This window comes from Dichelobacter nodosus, assembly GCF_001263335.1.
In the GTDB taxonomy this organism is placed as follows: Bacteria; Pseudomonadota; Gammaproteobacteria; order Cardiobacteriales; family Cardiobacteriaceae; genus Dichelobacter; species Dichelobacter nodosus.
Window position 1 is genome coordinate 174,449 of the sequence record NZ_LGVW01000012.1, and the last position, 16,990, is coordinate 191,438.

The following is a 16,990-nucleotide window of genomic DNA, read 5'->3' on the forward strand; positions in this document are numbered from 1 at the left end:
TTAACGAATCCATTTATGAACGATGGCATCATATTCTCCATTCGCGCGCAGATTGCGCAATCCCGTTTGGATTTTGTCGAGCAATTCTTTATCTTGCCAGCGCACCAAAATGCCTTTATCTTTCGGATCTAATCCTTTCAGCTTCAAAATATGAATATTCATTTTGATTTCAGGGTGTTGCCGGCGTAAATACGATAAAGAAATATAACTGCTAAACAAAGCATCGGCTTCTTGTTTGGCTAACGCTTTTAATCCCAAAAACAGCGTCGCTTTTTTTATCGTGCTAGAAATACCAAAAACTGTCAGCAAAATTTTTTCTTCCGTCGATTCTTCCGGCACCGCAATTTTTAAACTATCGAGATTGGTAACCGTTGGCGTAATCTTTGCGGTCGGCAAATAACCCACCGCATATTCGGAAGTAAAATAAGGTTCGCTGGTGCCGTAAAGCCGTTGGCGTTCGGGCGTAATTGTAATACCGCCCATAACGATATCGCGGCTGCCGTTATCCAGTTTTTCAAATAATTCTGACCAATCATGCGTAAATAATTCAATATTAAGTTTTTGATTTTTGGCAATCGCACGCATCAAATCCACGTCCAAACCAGTAACATTGCCCGCCTCATTTTTGAAAGCAAAAGGAAAAGCATTGGCAAAAAACGCCACCGAATAAACCTGTGAGCCGCACCATGTTGACACTAAAAATAAACTGAAAAAAATGATTTTTTTCACAAAAAATATCCTTGTTGATTCAAAGAGAAAAAAGAAAAACATTTCATGATGTTTTGAGAAAAAATGCAGCATTATTGATGCACTAGAAATTGGTGAAACTAAAACGCGGCACATTTTAATGTTTTATTTTTACCAAACGATTTCGCGCGACATTACGTTATGGAAAAATAACGCGCATTTTTATGAGATTTTGATTTTTAAAAAGGAAAATTATGAATTTTACCCCCGCACCTTTATTAGCGCCGTTTTGGCTCAATAACGCGCACGCCGACACCATCATCACCCGTTTTTTTCCAAAAATTCGTCCGCCGTATCGTCGCGAATGGCATCGCGACAGCAGCGATCAAACCAATATTGCTTATGATTTTTTAGACAGCAACCGCGCAGAAGCGCCGTTACTCGTGTTATTTCACGGTTTAGAAGGTTCAAGTTTGAGTCATTACGCCGCGCGCATCACCAGTGCCGCGCATAAAATCGGTTGGCATGCCGTAGTGCCGCATTTTCGCGGTTGCGGTGGCGTGGAAAATACGGCGCGTTGTATTTATCATTCCGGTGATTCTCAAGAAATTGCTTTTGTACTCAATCAATTGCAGCAAAAATATCCCAAAATCGTGGCGGTGGGCGTTTCTTTAGGCGGCAATGCATTGGCAAAATATTTGGGAGAAACGGGGCAGGCGGCGCGCGTTGAAGCCGCGGTTATTATTTCAGCGCCGATTAATTTACCTGCGGCGGGCAAAGCGATGGCAGAAGGCATTAATGCGCGGTTATATTCGCCCTATTTTTTGCGCAGTTTATTGCCGAAAGTGCGCCGTATGAAAGCGCTTTATCCAGATTTACCGATTCCTGCGGCAGCGCAACCGAAAACTTTGCGCGATTTTGATGATTTATATACGGCGCCGCTGGCGGGTTTTGCTAACGCGGAAGATTATTATCAGCGCGCATCGGGATTGCCTTATTTGCGGCGGATTATGCGTCCTACTTTATTATTGAACGCGCAAAACGATCCGTTTTTGCCGGCGCAATTTTTGCCGACGGCGCAAGATGTCTCATCATTTGTGCAATTATGCCAACCCAAACGCGGCGGTCATGTGGGTTTTGTCAGTGGAAAATTTATTTTAAAAATAAATTGGTTAGAGCAAACAACGCTCGATTTTTTGCGCGCGGCAATGGCAGCGTTTCCCGATAAACATCGGGCATCATGAGATTTTGCGCTCTTTTCTCAAACGCGATACACTTCCGCGCTTTATAGCTTTTTCGGAGGGAAAAATGGCTGGGGTGAATAAAGTAATTTTGGTTGGCAATGTGGGGCAAAATCCCGATGTGCGCGTAATGACCAATGGCGAACAAGTGGCAAATTTTTCTTTGGCAACCAGCATGAATTGGAACGACCGGCAAACCGGCGAAAAACGCGAAAAAACAGAATGGCATCGTTGCGTTGCCTACCGTCGTCTCGCGGAAATCATCGGGCAATACGTCAGAAAAGGCAGCAAATTATATATTGAAGGACGATTGGAAACACGCAAATGGCAAGATCAAAACGGCATTGATCGTTACACCACCGAAATCATCGTCAACGAAATGCAAATGCTCGATTCAAGAAATAGCAGCAGTGAACCCTACGATTATCAAGCGCAAAGATCGCAAACAGAAAACGCGTATTCTGCCGCACCATCAAAACCACAAAAACCTGCCGCGCGTCCGGCGCCGATGCCGTCATCGCCGGATTATGGTCCTGATGGCGCTTTTGATGATCCCGATGATGAAATTCCGTTTTAAAAGATTGTGGTACTTTTGAAATGAAAAAACGCGCCGTTCGGTGCGTTTTTTTATGAAATACGCAAAATTGCGTTTAAAAATCGAATGATTAAAAACGTTTACCGATTTGGTCATAATATTTTTTGGCGCCGCGATGCAGCGGAATGCCGATGGCGTCTAAAGAATTGTTGATTTGATAAGCGTTGTAAATGGCGGAGACGAACCACGTCGGGCGATTATTGGGCTCCCATAATGCGCGGGTTAATTGATAAACCATGGTTTCATCAACATCTTTGCGCGTTACCAATAAAGCTTGCACGGCAATCGTATTAATTTCATCGCTGATGGAATGGTAATAATGGAGCGGGAGCGTGACGGTTTTATAGTATGTATTAGCGCTGCCGAGTTGATTGCTGATCGTATTGGGGAGCGTTAAAAAGCGAATGGGTTTTTCGGTTTCCAGTTGTTGCAATAAAGGATTGGGCACGCCAGAAAGCACGATTAAAACATCGATTTCTTTTTTCTTAAAAGCTTCAATACTTTTTTTAATTGGTTGAAAATTAAGCGTTATTTGTTCTGGTGGCAACGCTAAAGCATTCAATACGTCTTTTGCGACGATTTGCGCGCCCGAAAAATCCGATCCCAGCGCAACGCGTTTACCGGCAACATCTGCCCAACTTTTAATAGCGCTGTCGGCGTGCACAACGGTTTGCAAAACTTCAGGATATAAACTCGCAACTGCTTGTAAATCTTCAAAAACGCCTTCTTTTTCAAATAATCCTTTGCCGTTTTGCGCCATATAAGCAACGTTGGATTGAACCAGCGCAAAATCAACCGTTTTTGCGCGCAACAAATGGATATTTTCGATGGAACCGCGCGAGCTTTTATTCACGAAAACGGTACGACTAACGCCGCAGGCTTGTTTTTCATCGCATATTTGCGCTTCGGTTCGGCTGGCTAAAGCGGAAATATCAATGCCCGTGCGGTAATAAAGTCCTTCATAAAAACCGCTGGCAATCATGGGCGTATGCAACGATTGAGGCGCTGGCGTTGGTTTTGAAGCGGCAGGCGGCGCGGTATTAATCTCAAAAAGGGGCAGCGATTCAACGGCAGCGGCAAGCAAGGCAAGCAATAAAAAAGGCATGTTTTCTCCCAGTTAATAGACACTCAAAATGTGATTTAATTCATAGCGTCCAGCGTTGACTTGCACGACGGGCGGCGTGGCGTAATGTTCAAAATAATCATAAGCTGGTTTGAGCATTTGCCAGAAATCATACCACCGATGATATTGGTATTTTGCGAGATTCGCCGGCGTCAGCGGAAATGGAAAAATATGAACGGGAACGGAAGGCTGCCCGTGCCATAATGCCGCTTCGATAATTTGATAAATTTCCTCAATTTGTTCATCGCCCATCGCATAACAACCGTTGGAAACGCAGTTGCCGTGTACCATCAAATAATCTCCGGTGTAACCGTGCGCGCGATCGTAAAGATTGGGAAAACCCAAATTAAAAGCCAAATGAAAACGACTGTTGGGATTGAGTTGCGATAATCCCACGTAATAAATGCCTTCTGGCGCTTGTTTATCGCCGCGGCGCACTTTGGGCCCTAATTGACCGGAGAACGCGCAAATCGGGAATTTTTGATACAAATGGTAACGATCATCGTCCTTTTTAAGCCACAATTCTAAAACGCGTTCTTCCTTAAAAATGCGCACAAAAACCGGCGCGCCCAATTGAAAACCGCGCACTTCTAGATGACGCGCCAGCGGTAAATTCCACCAATTTTGCACGCCCGCCGGCAAACGCGAAAAAGGTGCTTCTTCCCGCACCACGTTTTGTTCGGGCGCGCGGCAGGAAATTAATGCTAATAAACTGAAAAAAATCAGAAATAATCGATTCATTGCGTATCCACCCAACGGAATACATCGTCTTGAAACGGGCGACCGGCGGCAGCGGTTTTGCCGTTCGTGATGATAACGACGATATAAGTATTCCCATTTTCTGCTAAAAGATAACCGGCAAAAGAGCGCACTTCGTCGATTGTGCCCGTTTTTCCGTAAATGCGCCCGGCTAATTTTTCACCGCGAAAGCGTTTTTTCAAAGTTCCGGAATGTCCTGCTACCGCCAGCGAGCTGATAAACGTATCGGCATATTCGGAATGATACATTTTGAATAATAAAGTCGCTAAATCGCCGGCGCTGACGCGCGTTTGCCGCGAAAGCCCCGAACCGTTATCGATAATGGCATGCTCGAGTGGTACGCCGAATTGTCGTAAGGTTTCTAAAACGGCGCGCCGTCCGGATTTTAAATTTGCCGGTTGACCGTAAGCAAAAGCGCCCAGCGTGAGCATCAATTGCCGCGTCATTACGTTATTACTCAATTGATTCATTTTTTGAATTTGTTCGGCAAGCGGCAAAGATAAGCCGGTGTAATAAATTTTTGCCGTTTTGGGAACCGTTGCGATGACGCCGCTGCCATCAAAACTGCCGCCCAATTGATGCCAAATTTGATAAAACAAATAATAAAACTGTTCGCTTGCCTCGCCGAGCGCTAACGTCAATTCACAAGCGCCGCAGGCGGTGGAATAAGCGCCGCTGACTTGTAACCGCGCGAAACCGTTTTCTTCTCTAATGAGCGCAACATTGGGTGCGTAATTTTTTTGGCAGGATTTATTAGAAATCGTGAGCTGGTTTTCAATCGTCCAATTCGCGATATTCGGCGATAACAGCAAACGCACGGCACGGTCTCCCTGTGGCACAATTTGCACTTTAATCGTTCGAAAATTCACCATTAATGGATTGGGAATGGCGTTATACGCCGATAATGGGTGACCATCAAAAGCCGCAGCATCGCGCTCTTCTGGCGGCAATTGATAAAGTGACATATCCAGCACGATGTTGCCCGTAATATGGCGCAAACCTTGATCGCGCAAAGCTTGCAGCATTTGCGTTAATTGTTCTTCCACCAAAAACGGATCACCGCCGCCTTTAATGTATAAATTGCCTTGACTGACGCCATTGGCATCAGGCAATTTGTCTAAATAAAATTCGGTTTGCCAACGATAATCCGCACTCATACGAATCAGTCCAGCGGCGGTGGTTAATAACTTGGCAGTAGATGCCGGCGCGCGCAGCGTCGTATCGTTAAGATTGACCAACGGCACTGTATTACGAACATTTTGCACGACAACGCTCACATCTTCTTGCGCCAGATGGTGTTTATTGAGCAAATCAACGATTGCCACAGGAATTTGTTGCGCTATCGCCGGAAACGTCAACATAACCAATAACATGAAATAAAAACGCGGCTGCCGGCAGAATTCCTGAACCTTATGAAAAAATTGCATCATTTTTTAAAATACCCATTCGGAGCTTGCTCGAAATTCCAAAAAAAGGTCGTTATTATAATCCGTTGATTTTTATCCAACCATTTTTATGCAAAAAAAAGAAAAAGAGTATGACGAATTTGGGCGCGTGATTCGAGAAAATCGTTCGGCATTAAAACGTGAGCGCCAAGAAATTAAGCTTTTTGTGATGGAACTGCTTAAATTGCCGGCAAAACAATACGCGCTGTTGCCGTTATCGCCGGTAACGCAGGCGGCTTTTATTGAAGGCAAACGATTAAGCGGAAACGCTTTTCAGCGGCATTTAAATTATTTGGTGCGGCTGATTTCCGAGCACGATATTGAGCAAATTCGTTATGCACATCAAACCGTTAATCACCCTTATCTGCATCACGATCAAAAAAATCAACGGATTTTGCGCGAAATTGATCGTTTACTCGCCGATGATCCCGATATTTTTCCGGAATTAATTGCGTTATATGCCGATTTTGATATTCAATACGTGCGCCAATTATGCCGTGCCGAGCAAAAATATCGTCAGGCGCAAGCAATGTTGCCGGAAGAAGAACGCGGTCACCGCATCGGCAAACATCAGCGCCGTTTGCAACAGTATTTACATCATCTCGTTTTAAAAAAGAGCGCTGAATAATGCTTGATCCGGCTCGTATTCCGCTGTCGCTTTATATTCATATTCCTTGGTGTTTGCGAAAATGTCCGTATTGTGATTTTAATTCACATGCTCGCACCGCCGATGACAACGAATCGGCATATGTTCATCATTTATTGCAAGATTTTTCCCTCGATTATGACGGAAGACCGTTGCACAGCGTTTTCATCGGCGGCGGCACGCCCAGCCTTTTTCACAGTGAACAGATTGCTTTATTGTTAGACGAATTAAGGCAGCGCGCTGATTTTACCGATGATTGTGAAATTACGTTGGAAGCCAATCCCGCAACTTTTGAGCAACAAAAATTTAGCGCTTATCGGCAAAGCGGCATTAATCGTTTATCGTTGGGCATTCAAAGCCTGCAGCCGCGGCATTTGCAGCAATTAGGGCGTGTGCACAGCGCTGATGAAGCAAAACAGGCATTGCGTCTTGCGCAATCGATGAATTTTCATCAAATTAACACTGATGTGATGTTTGCTTTGCCGGCGCAAACGCTCGACGAGGCGCGCGCTGATTTACAAAAAATCATAGCGTTAGGCGCGGAACATATCAGTTGGTATCAATTAACGATTGAACCAAATACCGCTTTTTTTGTGCGACCGCCCAAAGCGTTGCCCGATTCGGATCAACAAGTGGAATTGTATGAAAACGGCAGCGCTTTTTTGCGCGCACAGGGTTTTAATCAATATGAAGTGAGCGCGTGGACGAAAACCACGCCCGCCAAACATAATATGAATTACTGGCTTTTCGGCGATTATCTCGGCATCGGCGCCGGTGCTCACAGCAAAATCACGATAGCCGACGGCAAAATTATGCGGCAAAGTAAATATCGCGCGCCGGCGGCGTATCAAGCGCGCAGCGGTCGCAATCGTAATCCTTACCAAGATAATTGCCGCCGCGTGCCAAAAACGGAGCAGGCGTTTGAAGTAATGATGAATGGATTGCGTTTGCGCGCGGGTTTTCCTACCGCTTTTTTGGCGCAACGAAGCGATTTGGATTTATCCGATCTGATGCCAACATTGCTGCCGTTAATTGACCGCGGTTTAATCGATGCTGATATTGCAGAGTGCATTGTGACGACGCCGCGCGGTTTTTCTTTATTAAATAATGTATTAGAAGCATTTTTGTAACATTTATTTGCCGTGTTTTTCGCAAGGAAATTGCGGTAATTGCGTTGAAAATATCGGGGTTTTCTACGATTTTTTCATCAGAAGTGGAGTTTACAGTTTCGTTATATTTCAAGATAATGACAGCCGGTTACGTGCTCATCGTCAATAACAAACGATCACGGTACAATTAGCACGTATCATTTCAAAATAGGGGAGGAAATATGGCGATTTTTTTATTTTGTGTCGCAGCATTAATCATGGGCTATTTTGTCTATGGATTTGTTGTGGAAAAGGTTTTTGGGTTGAAACCTTATCGTACAACGCCGGCTTATGAACAAGCCGACGGCGTGGATTACGTTCCGATGTCAAAAACCAAAGTGTGGTTAATTCAATTGTTAAATATTGCCGGCACGGGACCGATTTTTGGGCCAATTATGGGCGCGTTATACGGACCTGTTGCCATGATTTGGATTGTAATTGGCTGTATTTTTGCGGGCGCGGTGCATGATTATTTTTGTGGCATGATTTCTATCCGCAACGGCGGCGCATCAATTCCGAATATGGCAGGGCGTTATTTAGCTGCTCCAGTAAAACATTTTATTAATATTATCGCTTTGATTTTATTGGTTTTAGTGGGCGTGGTGTTTGTGGTTTCTCCAGCAGGATTGTTAACAAATCTCACGGAGCAAGCTTTGGGGCGCAGCGGTGATTTAGTCGCACAAGGCAATCCTGTTCACGATAGTTTGGTGATGATTTGGGTGGGAATTATTTTCTTTTACTACATCATCGCAACTTTATTGCCGATCGATAAAATCATCGGGCGGATTTATCCTTTTTTCGGCGCTTTATTGATGTTTATGACTGGCGGCATGTTAGTTGGTTTGTTGTGTGAAGGTATTCCTTTATTTCAAACCATTGGTTTAGAAAACGGTGTCGCCGTGCAGGATTTTTTCAGTAATTTCCACCCGCAAGCGGCAAATACGCCGATTTGGCCGTTGATTTTCATCACGATTACTTGCGGCTCGATTTCTGGATTCCACGCCACGCAAACGCCGATGATGGCGCGTTGTATCAAAAATGAACGCGAGGGACGTTTTGTTTTCTATGGCGCGATGATTACCGAAGGCATTATTGCTTTGATTTGGTGCATGGTTGGTTTGAGTTTTTATGATGATACGCAAACTTTGATCGAAACGATTAAAGTGGGAACGCCGTCGAAAGTTGTTTTTGATGCGGCGATGTCAATGCTGGGTCATTTTGGCGGCTTTTTAGCGGTATTAGGCGTGGTGGTGTTACCGATTACTTCTGGCGATACTGCATTCCGCGCTGCGCGTTTACAAATTGCCGAATTTTTTAAAATCGATCAAACGGGAGTTAATAAACGTTTATTGATTTGTATTCCTTTATTTGCCATCGGCGCGGTGTTAACCAAATTAGATTTTAGTATTTTATGGCGCTATTTTGGTTGGGCAAACCAAACTACCGGTATGATTATGTTATGGACGGCAGCGGCTTATTTGTACCGTCACGGAAAATTCCATTGGGTTTGTACTATTCCCGCGATTTTTATGACCGTTATTTGCGCAACGTATCTTTGTTACGCAAAAATTGGTTTTGGTTTGGCGTGGTCGCTTTCTTGCGTGATCGGCGCGGGAATTGCCGTGATTTGTACGGGATTATTTTTCGCTTTAATCCGTCCTAATATTGCCACGATTGCTGCCGCGCGCGATTCTGGTGATTAATCATTAATAGAAATGCCCAGTAAACTCTGGGCATTTTTTTATCTTGCCATTCTAAGCAAACAGTTAAGAATTGTTATTATTTTGCTTTATTATGAGTTCTTTGGAACATTTGTTTTCATTATTTAAAACAATTGATTATATTTTTATCCTTTAATTTAAATGAGTTACAACGTATATTGTTCGTCTTCATTAACGATTGTTTCTAAGGAAAAACTATGAATGCGACAAAAGCCACCATGATTGGTTTGATGGCAGTGTTGTTATGGAGTGGTATTGTTGGATTATTTCGGCGCATGAGCGAATTATACGGTGTCATCGGAGGCGCCACGCTGACTTATACGTCTGCCGCAATAATTCTGATTTTAATCAATGGAATACCCAAATTATCTGATTTTTCAAGAAAATATTTATTTTGGGGCACCGTCTTTTTTGTGGGTTGTGAATTTTGTTTAGCGTTATCCATTGGTTACGCGCAAAATGGACGGCAAACGATTGAAGTCGGCATGGTGAATTATCTTTGGCCGAGTTTAACAATTTTATCTACCATTTTATTTGCCGGTAAAAAAGCAAAATGGTGGATTGCCATTGGTTTTTTATTGTCTTTTGTGGGCATTTCTTGGGTGCTGGGCGGCGGATTGAATTGGAAAATGATGGGGCAGAATATTTTAGCCAATCCGTTTAGTTATGTTGCCGCATTATGCAGTGCTTCCAGCTGGGCAGCGTATTGCACGATTACCGTGAAATGGGCAGACGGAAAAGATGCTACTTCTTTGTTTTTCTTGGTAATTTCTATTTTATTTTGGGTGCGTTTTTATCAATCCAACGAACCTGCTTTACATTTCACCGGCTCTTCCATCATATTTTTACTCGCTGCCGGCGGCGTTTTAGGATTGGGTTATGCGGTGTGGAATATCGGCATTTTATACGGCAACGTTACGATTCTCGCCGGCGCTTCCTATTTTATTCCTATTTTTTCCGCAATTATTTCCGCTTATTTACTCGACACGCCTTTAAGCCACGATTTTTGGTTGGGCGCCTCGATGGTGGTCGCCGGATCGATTGTTTGCTGGCTGGCAACTCTTAACGCTGACAAGGTTAAAAATAGCGTCAAAGCATAATTTTTACCGCAATAAAAATTTTTTAAATTGATTTTTTACCGCACAACGAAAGGATGCGGTTTTTTATTTTGGTGAAAATTGTGATAATGAGATTTAATCTTAATTATATTTATTATTGTGAATAATTTTTAAATAATAAAAAGTTTTTTAAAATATTGAATTCATAATTCGCAATTTATTTTGATTTTATTAACAAAATATTTATATAAAAATCAATGGTGATAAAAAAATAGATTGATTTTTAATGGCATTTAGTAGATCTTTATAAGAATGATTATCTTTCAACAATATTGGAGTTAATGATGCATAAAAAAATATTACCGATGATTTTTGTTTTTTCTGCCGGCGTGATGGCGCATACGCCTCTTTTTAATTGTATGGATGAAGGCGATGGTTCTATTTTATGTGAAGGCGGTTTTTCTGATGGATCTTCTGCCGCAAATGTAGAAATTGTGGTGAAAAGCAGCGATGGACAAACAATTCTCACGAGTAAATTAGATGAAAATAGCGAAATTGTTTTTCAAAAACCTGAAGGCGCGTTTCGTGTCATGTTCAACGCAGGGGAAGGGCATAATTTAGAAATTTCTAGTGACAACATTAAGTAATTTGGGAAGATTATCATGAAAAATAAATTACTCATCGCGTTTTTTCTGGTTTTTACTGCCGTTCGGGCGCACGCGCATTTTCAATTAATTTATACGCCGGAAGTTCATTTAGATGCTGAACGCGTTATTCCCGTTGCTTTGATTTTTGCTCATCCAATGGAAAATGGTTTTGTGATGGATATGGAAAAGCCGGAGCAATTTTATTATCTCTTTAAAAACAAAAAAGAAGATTTATTACCAAAACTCAAACCAATTACTTTTTCCGGCACGGAAAATCAAGCTGCGGCTTTTACAACCGAGGTAAATATCCGCCGCAATGGTGATTATATTTTTGTATTAAAACCGGCGCCGTATTATGAAAAAAGTGAAGATATTTATATCCAACAAATTACGAAATCATATGTGAATAAAGGAAATTTTCCCGATGATTGGTCAAAAGAAATCGGACTGCCCACCGAAATCGTACCGCTAAATAAACCAACCAATATCATTGCCGGCTCCACATTTAGCGGACGCGTATTATCCGCCGGAAAACCCGCTGCCGGCGTAGAAATTGAAATCGAATATCTCGCGGCTGAGCCTGATCTCAGTAAAAATGCGCCCGTTTCTCATAAAAAATTAACTGCCGCAGGTGGTAGCATCGTTGCTATAACAGATGATAACGGCGTGTTTACTTTTGGCATTCCGAAAGCCGGTTTTTGGGGATTTGCTGCATTAGGTTCTGGCGCAGAAAAAGAATATAAGGGCAAACCGTTGAGTCAAGATGCGGTTATTTGGATTCGCGCTGAGGAATTGGCAACAGAATCATTGTAAATTCTCCCGAATGATGGGCGCGCCAAGCGACAGGATTTAAAAAAATGAAAAAAGAATATGCTGTGCAAAATTTAAACTCCCTCAAAACAGGTCAGCAAGCTTACGTGGCCCGCATTTTAAACACTGATCATTTAATGCGGCGTCGTTTGATGGATTTAGGATTCATGGTTGGCACGGAAATTACGTTTATTCGCCCTGCACCGTTAAACGATCCGATTGAAATTCGTCTGGATAACGCCTTTATTTCTTTGCGGCGTGAAGAAGCTCAAGGCATTGAGGTGCGGTTAAAATGAGCGCCGAGAAGATTTTAGCGGCGTTGGTTGGTCAACAAAATTGCGGAAAATCTACTTTATTCAATGCATTAACGGGACTGCAACAGCATATTGCAAATTATCCGGGCGTTACCGTTGATAAAAAAAGCGGCTTTTTTACGTACCGCGATCGGAAAATAGAACTTGTGGATTTGCCGGGAACGTATGCGCTAACGTCTTTTTCGCCGGAAGAACGTGTGGCGCGTGCGTTTTTAATCCAGCAAAAGCCAGATGTGATTGTTAACGTGGTGGACGCGGCGAATTTAGTGCGCGGTTTATATTTAACTTATCAATTAATGCCGTTACGGCGCCCCATGTTATTAGTGCTCAATATGATGGATAGAGCGGAATATTTGGGCTTACACATTGATATTGAACAACTTTCATCATATTTAGGCATTCCCGTTATTGCCGCGGTGGGCTGCAAAACGCAAGGCATAGAAGCCATACGAGAACAAATTCTTGCCACAGCCGATCGGGCGGCTGTGGCAAATTTATATCCATCGGCGCAACTCGATGCTTTGATTGAACCGATTGCTCGCGATTGGGAAAAAGAAATTCCGTTGCCGCAGTATCCCGCGCGTTGGGCGGCTGAAAAAATTTTGGAACGTGATGGTGAGATTGCTCAAGTTGCCGAAAAAGCCGCGCCAGAAGCGTGGAAGATATTGGCGCAAACTGCGGAAACTTTGATGAACGCTTACGCCGAACAATACGGCAATTCGGCAAGCGACGATTTAATGGCAGCGCGTAACGTCGCGGCAAAAAAAGCTGTAGAAATCGCGGTGACACAAACCGGCGCGCGGCGCGCTTCTGTGACCGAGTTTTTAGATGCTTTGTTGCTGCATCGATTTTTAGCGCCGTTTTTTTTGTTATTTATTATTTGGCTTATTTACCAATTAGCGATTGTTCAAGGTTATCAATTAACGCAGCTGACTTGGCCAATTTTGGCGAATTTCCGCACGTTTGTGAGCCAATTATTGCCTGATGCTGGATTTTTAATTGATCCGCAAATCCGATCGATGACTTTATGGGCGCTTGATTCTGCGAATACTTTGCTTAATTATGTGCCGATTTTTTTAATTTTATTTGCCTTGATTGCTATTTTGGAAGATAGCGGTTATATGGCGCGGATTGCGTTCGTCTTAGATCGCATTTTGCATCGTTTTGGTTTGCACGGGCAATCGACGTTACCGCTGATTTTAGCGGGGGTTTTTGCCGGCGGTTGTGCGGTTCCGGCGGTGATGGCAACCAAAGGTATTCCCGATACGCGGGCGCGTATGGCAACGATTTTAACCGCGCCTTTTATGAATTGTTTGGCGAAAGTACCGCTTTATACGTTGTTAGTGAGCATTTATTTTCCGCAACATAACAGCTTGATTTTATTTTATATTGCAACGATTACGATCATCATCGCGTTATTGGTGGCAAAACTGTTAACGTCTTCCGTGTTGCGTTCGATGGAAACGGCGCCTTTTGTGATGGAGTTGCCGCATTATCATCTTCCGAGCGTCAAAATGGTGTTACGGCGCGCTTTTGACCGCACGTGGATTTATATTAAAAAAGTCGGCACGATTGTGTTAGCCGTGGCGACGGTGGTTTACGTATTGCTGCAATTTCCTGATTTGGATCAAAAAACGCGTCACCATTTTCAAACGCAGGCGGAGCAATCGATCGTGCGGTTTTATCAAGAAATGGACAATAATCCACATCGTTCGGCAGTGGCAACGCAGGCGGATTTGATTCAATTATTGAATGTTTATAACGATTACCGCAGCGAAAAATTATTCAATCAGCGTTCGGCAGAACAATTAAAAGCAAAATATCAAAAACGTTATCCGCAGTTTTATTCGTTTTTAGAACCCAATCAAGATGTTGTGGCAAAAAAGGCGCAGCGGTCTTTAAAAAAAATGGAGCAAACCCGTAAACAATTGCGGCGGCAAATGAAGGAATTGCGCATTGAAAATAGTTTTTTGGGACGCACAGGGCGCGCGTTGGAGCCGGTAACGCAATTTGCGCATTTTGATTGGAAAATAAATGTCGCTTTATTAAGTTCATTTGCAGCACGCGAAAGCAGCGTGGCGACTTTGGGCGTTTTATTTGGGCAAGATGAAGGCGAAAATAAAACTTTGGAAGCGCGAATAGAACAAGCGGGCGCGGCGCACGGTTATGACGCGTTAACGGCAGTGGCGTTAATGATCTTTTTTGTGATTTATCCGCCGTGTTTAGCGACGGTGATCGTGATTCGTTTGCAGACGGGATCGTATCGTTGGATGCTTTTTTCGATTATTTTTCCGGTTTCGTTGGGATTGTTGGTTGCCAGTCTCGTTTATTGTGTGGGACGATTTTGGGCATTATCCGGCGTGCAGGTTTTTTCGTTATTTTATGCCGTTGCTTTATTTTTATTGTTGGTGGTGGGATTTTTCCCGAAAAAATGGGCGCGCGGCAGAAATTTATGTACGGTTGAGCAAATAAAATGATAGCGATTGATTTGAGTCAGGAAATGGGGCACAGCTTTTTTGAGTACGGCGTGATATTGGTGATTTTTTTGCCGGTGGTTTTTTATTTGTGGCGGCAATTTTTTTCCAAAAAACGCCGTGGCTGCGGCGCGTGCCCGAGTAATAAAGCGGGCAGCGCGTGTTGTATATTAAAATCTTATTGTCGCGATAAAAATTAATCGGCGGTTTTATTAAAAAATGATTCGGCGGAAATGAGCATAACGGCGGTAGAATCGAATCTTGAAATTAAGGTCATACCGTTATCAAAATAACAATGATAATATTTAAAATTATTTTAGATTAGGACGAACCCAACGGCTGCGCGCTGTTTAGAAAAGGATAATAAGAAAATGACTCATTCCGTCGAGAAACCGAATATTATTTTGCTTTATGAAAGCGAGTTGATTTATCAACGTTTTTTAAAAGTTTTTGCCGATCGTTACATCATTCATTGGGGAAAAGATTTAAATACGGCGGTAAAAATTTTATCTCAAGAAGCGATTTCAGTATTAGTTTGCGATGTTGACTTTCAAAATCAAGAAATTTACCCCGTAATATTGGCGCTAAAACACAGTCACCCCGAATTGGTGGCTGTAATTGTCAGCCAAAATAGTGAACGTCAGGCAGTGGAAGCTTTGGGAGAAAAAGAAGAAATTTTTGCGGCACTGGTTAGACCCGTTAGCCGGCAAGATTTAGTGACTACTTTGGAGCGTGCGGTTCAATCGCATGTCTCGGCAAAAATCAATGAAGATAATCGCGATACTTTATCCAATATGTTATTTGGTTTGACCGAAGCGGAAAAAGAAGAAATTTTGATTGATAAAGAAGTCAATGAAGCTTTTGAACGCTTATCGGCAGGCACTTATCGATCAGATTTAACAACGTTTACGTTGAGAGAAGAACCCAAAATTGATGATAAAAATACCGCGGCGGTAGTTGAAAATACCGTTAAAACAGCGGTTGAAACGGCGCCACCAGTTGCTGCGGCTTCTTCTTTGAGCGATTTTCAATTGGAAACACAAGCGGCGGAGAAAAAACTTAAAGAAACGATTGCCGCGGTGCAGTCGAAATTAAAAGATATTCAAGGAATTGCTCAAAAAAAATCTGATGAATTTGTGTTACCCGAAGAAACACCGGTAGAAGAAAAACCAGTAATTGAACATGAAAATAAAACGGAAGAGCGCCCCGATCCGCTGGCAAGCGTGGGCTTAGAATTTTTTGAAGATTTTGAAGATGATTAAGGCGGATCTTGCTGTTTTTATTGGTCGTTTTCAACCGTTTCATCGCGGGCATTTGATGGCGGTTAAAACCGCGTTATCTGTTTCCGAGCACGTTTTATTGCTCATTGGTTCGGCAAATGTTGCGCGGCGATTGAAAAATCCATTCACGGCGGCAGAACGCGAGGCGATGATTCGCGCGAGTTTGTCGTCTGCTGAAAATCAACGGCTTTTGTGCGCGGCGATCGATGATGATCCTTATAATGATGAACGTTGGATTGAACATGTAAAAAATGTTGTCAATCGAAAAGTTGAATCAATAAAGTGGTCGGTAAAAAAGATTATTTTATTGGGTTATAAGAAAGACGGTAGTTCTTATTATTTGGATTTATTTCCTGATTGGAATTTGTTTGAAATTGAAAATTTTGAGCAAATCAGCGCAACTACGATTCGTACGGCTTTTTTGCGTGTGCGCTCAAGCCAATTTTATGATGCGCGCTTGCCGGAAGCGGTCAATTCGTGGTTAAACGATTTTCGAAAAACGCCGGCTTTTGATTGGTTACAAGCCGAACAGGAAAGTATTGATCAGGAGAAAGCGGCTTGGGCGGCGGCGCCTTATCCCGTGATTGGTGTTACCGTTGACGCGCTTGTTGAACATCGGCAGCAGGTTTTATTAGTGAAACGTGGGCGTCACCCTGGCAAAGGATTGTGGGCGCTGCCGGGCGGTTTTTTGCAACTGGAGGAAACGTTATTTGCTGGTTGTATCCGCGAATTGCAGGAAGAAACTCAAATCGCCAATATGCCGTGGCAACAATATTTGCGCGCAAAAGCAGTATATGATTTGCCCGATCGCAGTGAGCGCGGGCGTGTGATTACGCATACTTTTTATTTTTTATTGCCAGATGATTTGCCGCAACCATGCGTTTGCGGTCATGACGATGCGGCGGCTGCGGTTTGGTTACCGCGGGATTCATTGCAAGCGCAAGATTTTTTTGATGATCATTTTCATCTAATACGAGATTTATTTGATATTGCTCAAAAATAAAAAAGACCGAATTTTTAAATTCGGTCTTTTTGGTTTCAA

General features: G+C 43.0%; 17 protein-coding genes. 13 read left to right on the top strand and 4 right to left on the bottom strand.

Translation table 11 applies throughout. The features are described 5' to 3' along the window. Window positions 1-729: a substrate-binding periplasmic protein gene (locus tag AKG33_RS02695; protein ID WP_050707901.1), complete on the bottom strand. Its 729-nt coding sequence runs from the start codon at window positions 727-729 to the stop codon at window positions 1-3. Between the two features lie 212 nt (window positions 730-941). On the opposite strand from AKG33_RS02695, the gene AKG33_RS02700 reads away from it, so the two are divergent. Together AKG33_RS02700 and ssb are read left to right on the top strand one after the other, a co-directional pair. After that, window positions 942-1,931 (top strand): YheT family hydrolase, encoded by a 990-nt coding sequence (locus tag AKG33_RS02700; protein ID WP_011927876.1) that lies wholly within the window; start codon window positions 942-944, stop codon window positions 1,929-1,931. A gap of 64 nt (window positions 1,932-1,995) precedes the next feature. Continuing rightward, on the top strand, window positions 1,996-2,505 hold the full coding sequence (gene ssb, locus AKG33_RS02705; RefSeq protein WP_050707902.1) for a single-stranded DNA-binding protein: 510 nt from the start codon (window positions 1,996-1,998) through the stop codon (window positions 2,503-2,505). An 88-nt stretch (window positions 2,506-2,593) separates the two neighbouring features. Here the strand turns inward: ssb and AKG33_RS02710 are convergent, their stop codons facing one another. Genes AKG33_RS02710 through dacB form a run of 3 tightly spaced genes read right to left on the bottom strand, consistent with a single transcriptional unit; the run spans window position 2,594 to window position 5,778 of the window. Further along, window positions 2,594-3,628, bottom strand: a complete 1,035-nt coding sequence (locus AKG33_RS02710; RefSeq protein WP_050707903.1) for a TAXI family TRAP transporter solute-binding subunit — start codon at window positions 3,626-3,628, stop codon at window positions 2,594-2,596. 12 nt (window positions 3,629-3,640) lie between these two features. Further along, entirely contained in the window at window positions 3,641-4,387 is a 747-nt protein-coding gene (locus tag AKG33_RS02715) for a L,D-transpeptidase family protein (RefSeq protein ID WP_011927879.1), read from the bottom strand. Next, window positions 4,384-5,778, bottom strand: a complete 1,395-nt coding sequence (dacB, locus tag AKG33_RS02720) for a D-alanyl-D-alanine carboxypeptidase/D-alanyl-D-alanine endopeptidase (protein ID WP_235503151.1) — start codon at window positions 5,776-5,778, stop codon at window positions 4,384-4,386. Before dacB ends, AKG33_RS02715 begins: the two co-directional genes overlap by 4 nt. Before the next feature lie 142 nt (window positions 5,779-5,920). Here dacB and yjgA point away from each other — a divergent pair, with 142 nt between their 5' ends. The 11 genes from yjgA (at window position 5,921) to AKG33_RS02775 (ending at window position 16,951) form a co-directional block, all read left to right on the top strand. Next, window positions 5,921-6,478 (top strand): ribosome biogenesis factor YjgA, encoded by a 558-nt coding sequence (yjgA, locus tag AKG33_RS02725; protein WP_011927881.1) that lies wholly within the window; start codon window positions 5,921-5,923, stop codon window positions 6,476-6,478. Continuing rightward, the gene (hemW, locus tag AKG33_RS02730; RefSeq protein ID WP_011927882.1) at window positions 6,478-7,626 is read left to right on the top strand and encodes a radical SAM family heme chaperone HemW; all 1,149 of its coding nucleotides are present in this window, start codon (window positions 6,478-6,480) and stop codon (window positions 7,624-7,626) included. Before yjgA ends, hemW begins: the two co-directional genes overlap by 1 nt. Window positions 7,627-7,826: 200 nt before the next feature. Beyond that, a complete protein-coding gene (locus AKG33_RS02735; RefSeq protein ID WP_011927883.1) occupies window positions 7,827-9,347 on the top strand; it encodes a carbon starvation CstA family protein in 1,521 nt (506 codons plus the stop codon). A 215-nt stretch (window positions 9,348-9,562) separates the two neighbouring features. Beyond that, a complete protein-coding gene (gene yddG, locus AKG33_RS02740; RefSeq protein ID WP_011927884.1) occupies window positions 9,563-10,465 on the top strand; it encodes an aromatic amino acid DMT transporter YddG in 903 nt (300 codons plus the stop codon). A gap of 302 nt (window positions 10,466-10,767) precedes the next feature. Beyond that, window positions 10,768-11,070 (top strand): hypothetical protein, encoded by a 303-nt coding sequence (locus tag AKG33_RS02745; RefSeq protein WP_011927885.1) that lies wholly within the window; start codon window positions 10,768-10,770, stop codon window positions 11,068-11,070. A gap of 15 nt (window positions 11,071-11,085) precedes the next feature. Continuing rightward, window positions 11,086-11,883: a DUF4198 domain-containing protein gene (locus tag AKG33_RS02750; protein WP_011927886.1), complete on the top strand. Its 798-nt coding sequence runs from the start codon at window positions 11,086-11,088 to the stop codon at window positions 11,881-11,883. 44 nt (window positions 11,884-11,927) lie between these two features. Next, complete coding sequence (locus AKG33_RS02755) at window positions 11,928-12,176, top strand: FeoA family protein (protein WP_011927887.1); 249 nt, start codon at window positions 11,928-11,930, stop codon at window positions 12,174-12,176. After that, window positions 12,173-14,671, top strand: a complete 2,499-nt coding sequence (gene feoB / locus AKG33_RS02760) for a ferrous iron transport protein B (protein WP_050707904.1) — start codon at window positions 12,173-12,175, stop codon at window positions 14,669-14,671. The genes AKG33_RS02755 and feoB overlap by 4 nt, the downstream gene beginning before the upstream one ends. Then, window positions 14,668-14,868 carry a FeoB-associated Cys-rich membrane protein gene (locus AKG33_RS02765; protein WP_041729368.1) on the top strand — a complete coding sequence of 67 codons (201 nt, stop codon included), beginning with the start codon at window positions 14,668-14,670 and terminating at the stop codon, window positions 14,866-14,868. The genes feoB and AKG33_RS02765 overlap by 4 nt, the downstream gene beginning before the upstream one ends. Window positions 14,869-15,039: 171 nt before the next feature. Continuing rightward, entirely contained in the window at window positions 15,040-15,930 is an 891-nt protein-coding gene (locus AKG33_RS02770) for a DNA-binding transcriptional response regulator (RefSeq protein ID WP_050707905.1), read from the top strand. Further along, window positions 15,923-16,951: a bifunctional nicotinamide-nucleotide adenylyltransferase/Nudix hydroxylase gene (locus AKG33_RS02775; protein WP_050707906.1), complete on the top strand. Its 1,029-nt coding sequence runs from the start codon at window positions 15,923-15,925 to the stop codon at window positions 16,949-16,951. The genes AKG33_RS02770 and AKG33_RS02775 overlap by 8 nt, the downstream gene beginning before the upstream one ends. Window positions 16,952-16,990 lie beyond the last annotated feature (39 nt).

Bases quoted from the DNA above. Each gene is read 5' to 3' on its own strand.
- AKG33_RS02700 (WP_011927876.1), top strand. From the start codon at position 942: ATGAATTTTACCCCCGCACCTTTATTAGCGCCGTTTTGGCTCAATAAC.
- hemW (WP_011927882.1), top strand. From the start codon at position 6,478: ATGCTTGATCCGGCTCGTATTCCGCTGTCGCTTTATATTCATATTCCT.
- AKG33_RS02755 (WP_011927887.1), top strand. From the start codon at position 11,928: ATGAAAAAAGAATATGCTGTGCAAAATTTAAACTCCCTCAAAACAGGT.
- AKG33_RS02765 (WP_041729368.1), top strand. From the start codon at position 14,668: ATGATAGCGATTGATTTGAGTCAGGAAATGGGGCACAGCTTTTTTGAG.
- yddG (WP_011927884.1), top strand. From the start codon at position 9,563: ATGAATGCGACAAAAGCCACCATGATTGGTTTGATGGCAGTGTTGTTA.
- AKG33_RS02710 (WP_050707903.1), bottom strand. From the start codon at position 3,628: ATGCCTTTTTTATTGCTTGCCTTGCTTGCCGCTGCCGTTGAATCGCTG.
- dacB (WP_235503151.1), bottom strand. From the start codon at position 5,778: ATGTTATTGGTTATGTTGACGTTTCCGGCGATAGCGCAACAAATTCCT.
- ssb (WP_050707902.1), top strand. From the start codon at position 1,996: ATGGCTGGGGTGAATAAAGTAATTTTGGTTGGCAATGTGGGGCAAAAT.
- AKG33_RS02770 (WP_050707905.1), top strand. From the start codon at position 15,040: ATGACTCATTCCGTCGAGAAACCGAATATTATTTTGCTTTATGAAAGC.
- feoB (WP_050707904.1), top strand. From the start codon at position 12,173: ATGAGCGCCGAGAAGATTTTAGCGGCGTTGGTTGGTCAACAAAATTGC.
- AKG33_RS02715 (WP_011927879.1), bottom strand. From the start codon at position 4,387: ATGAATCGATTATTTCTGATTTTTTTCAGTTTATTAGCATTAATTTCC.
- AKG33_RS02735 (WP_011927883.1), top strand. From the start codon at position 7,827: ATGGCGATTTTTTTATTTTGTGTCGCAGCATTAATCATGGGCTATTTT.
- AKG33_RS02750 (WP_011927886.1), top strand. From the start codon at position 11,086: ATGAAAAATAAATTACTCATCGCGTTTTTTCTGGTTTTTACTGCCGTT.
- AKG33_RS02745 (WP_011927885.1), top strand. From the start codon at position 10,768: ATGCATAAAAAAATATTACCGATGATTTTTGTTTTTTCTGCCGGCGTG.
- yjgA (WP_011927881.1), top strand. From the start codon at position 5,921: ATGCAAAAAAAAGAAAAAGAGTATGACGAATTTGGGCGCGTGATTCGA.
- AKG33_RS02775 (WP_050707906.1), top strand. From the start codon at position 15,923: ATGATTAAGGCGGATCTTGCTGTTTTTATTGGTCGTTTTCAACCGTTT.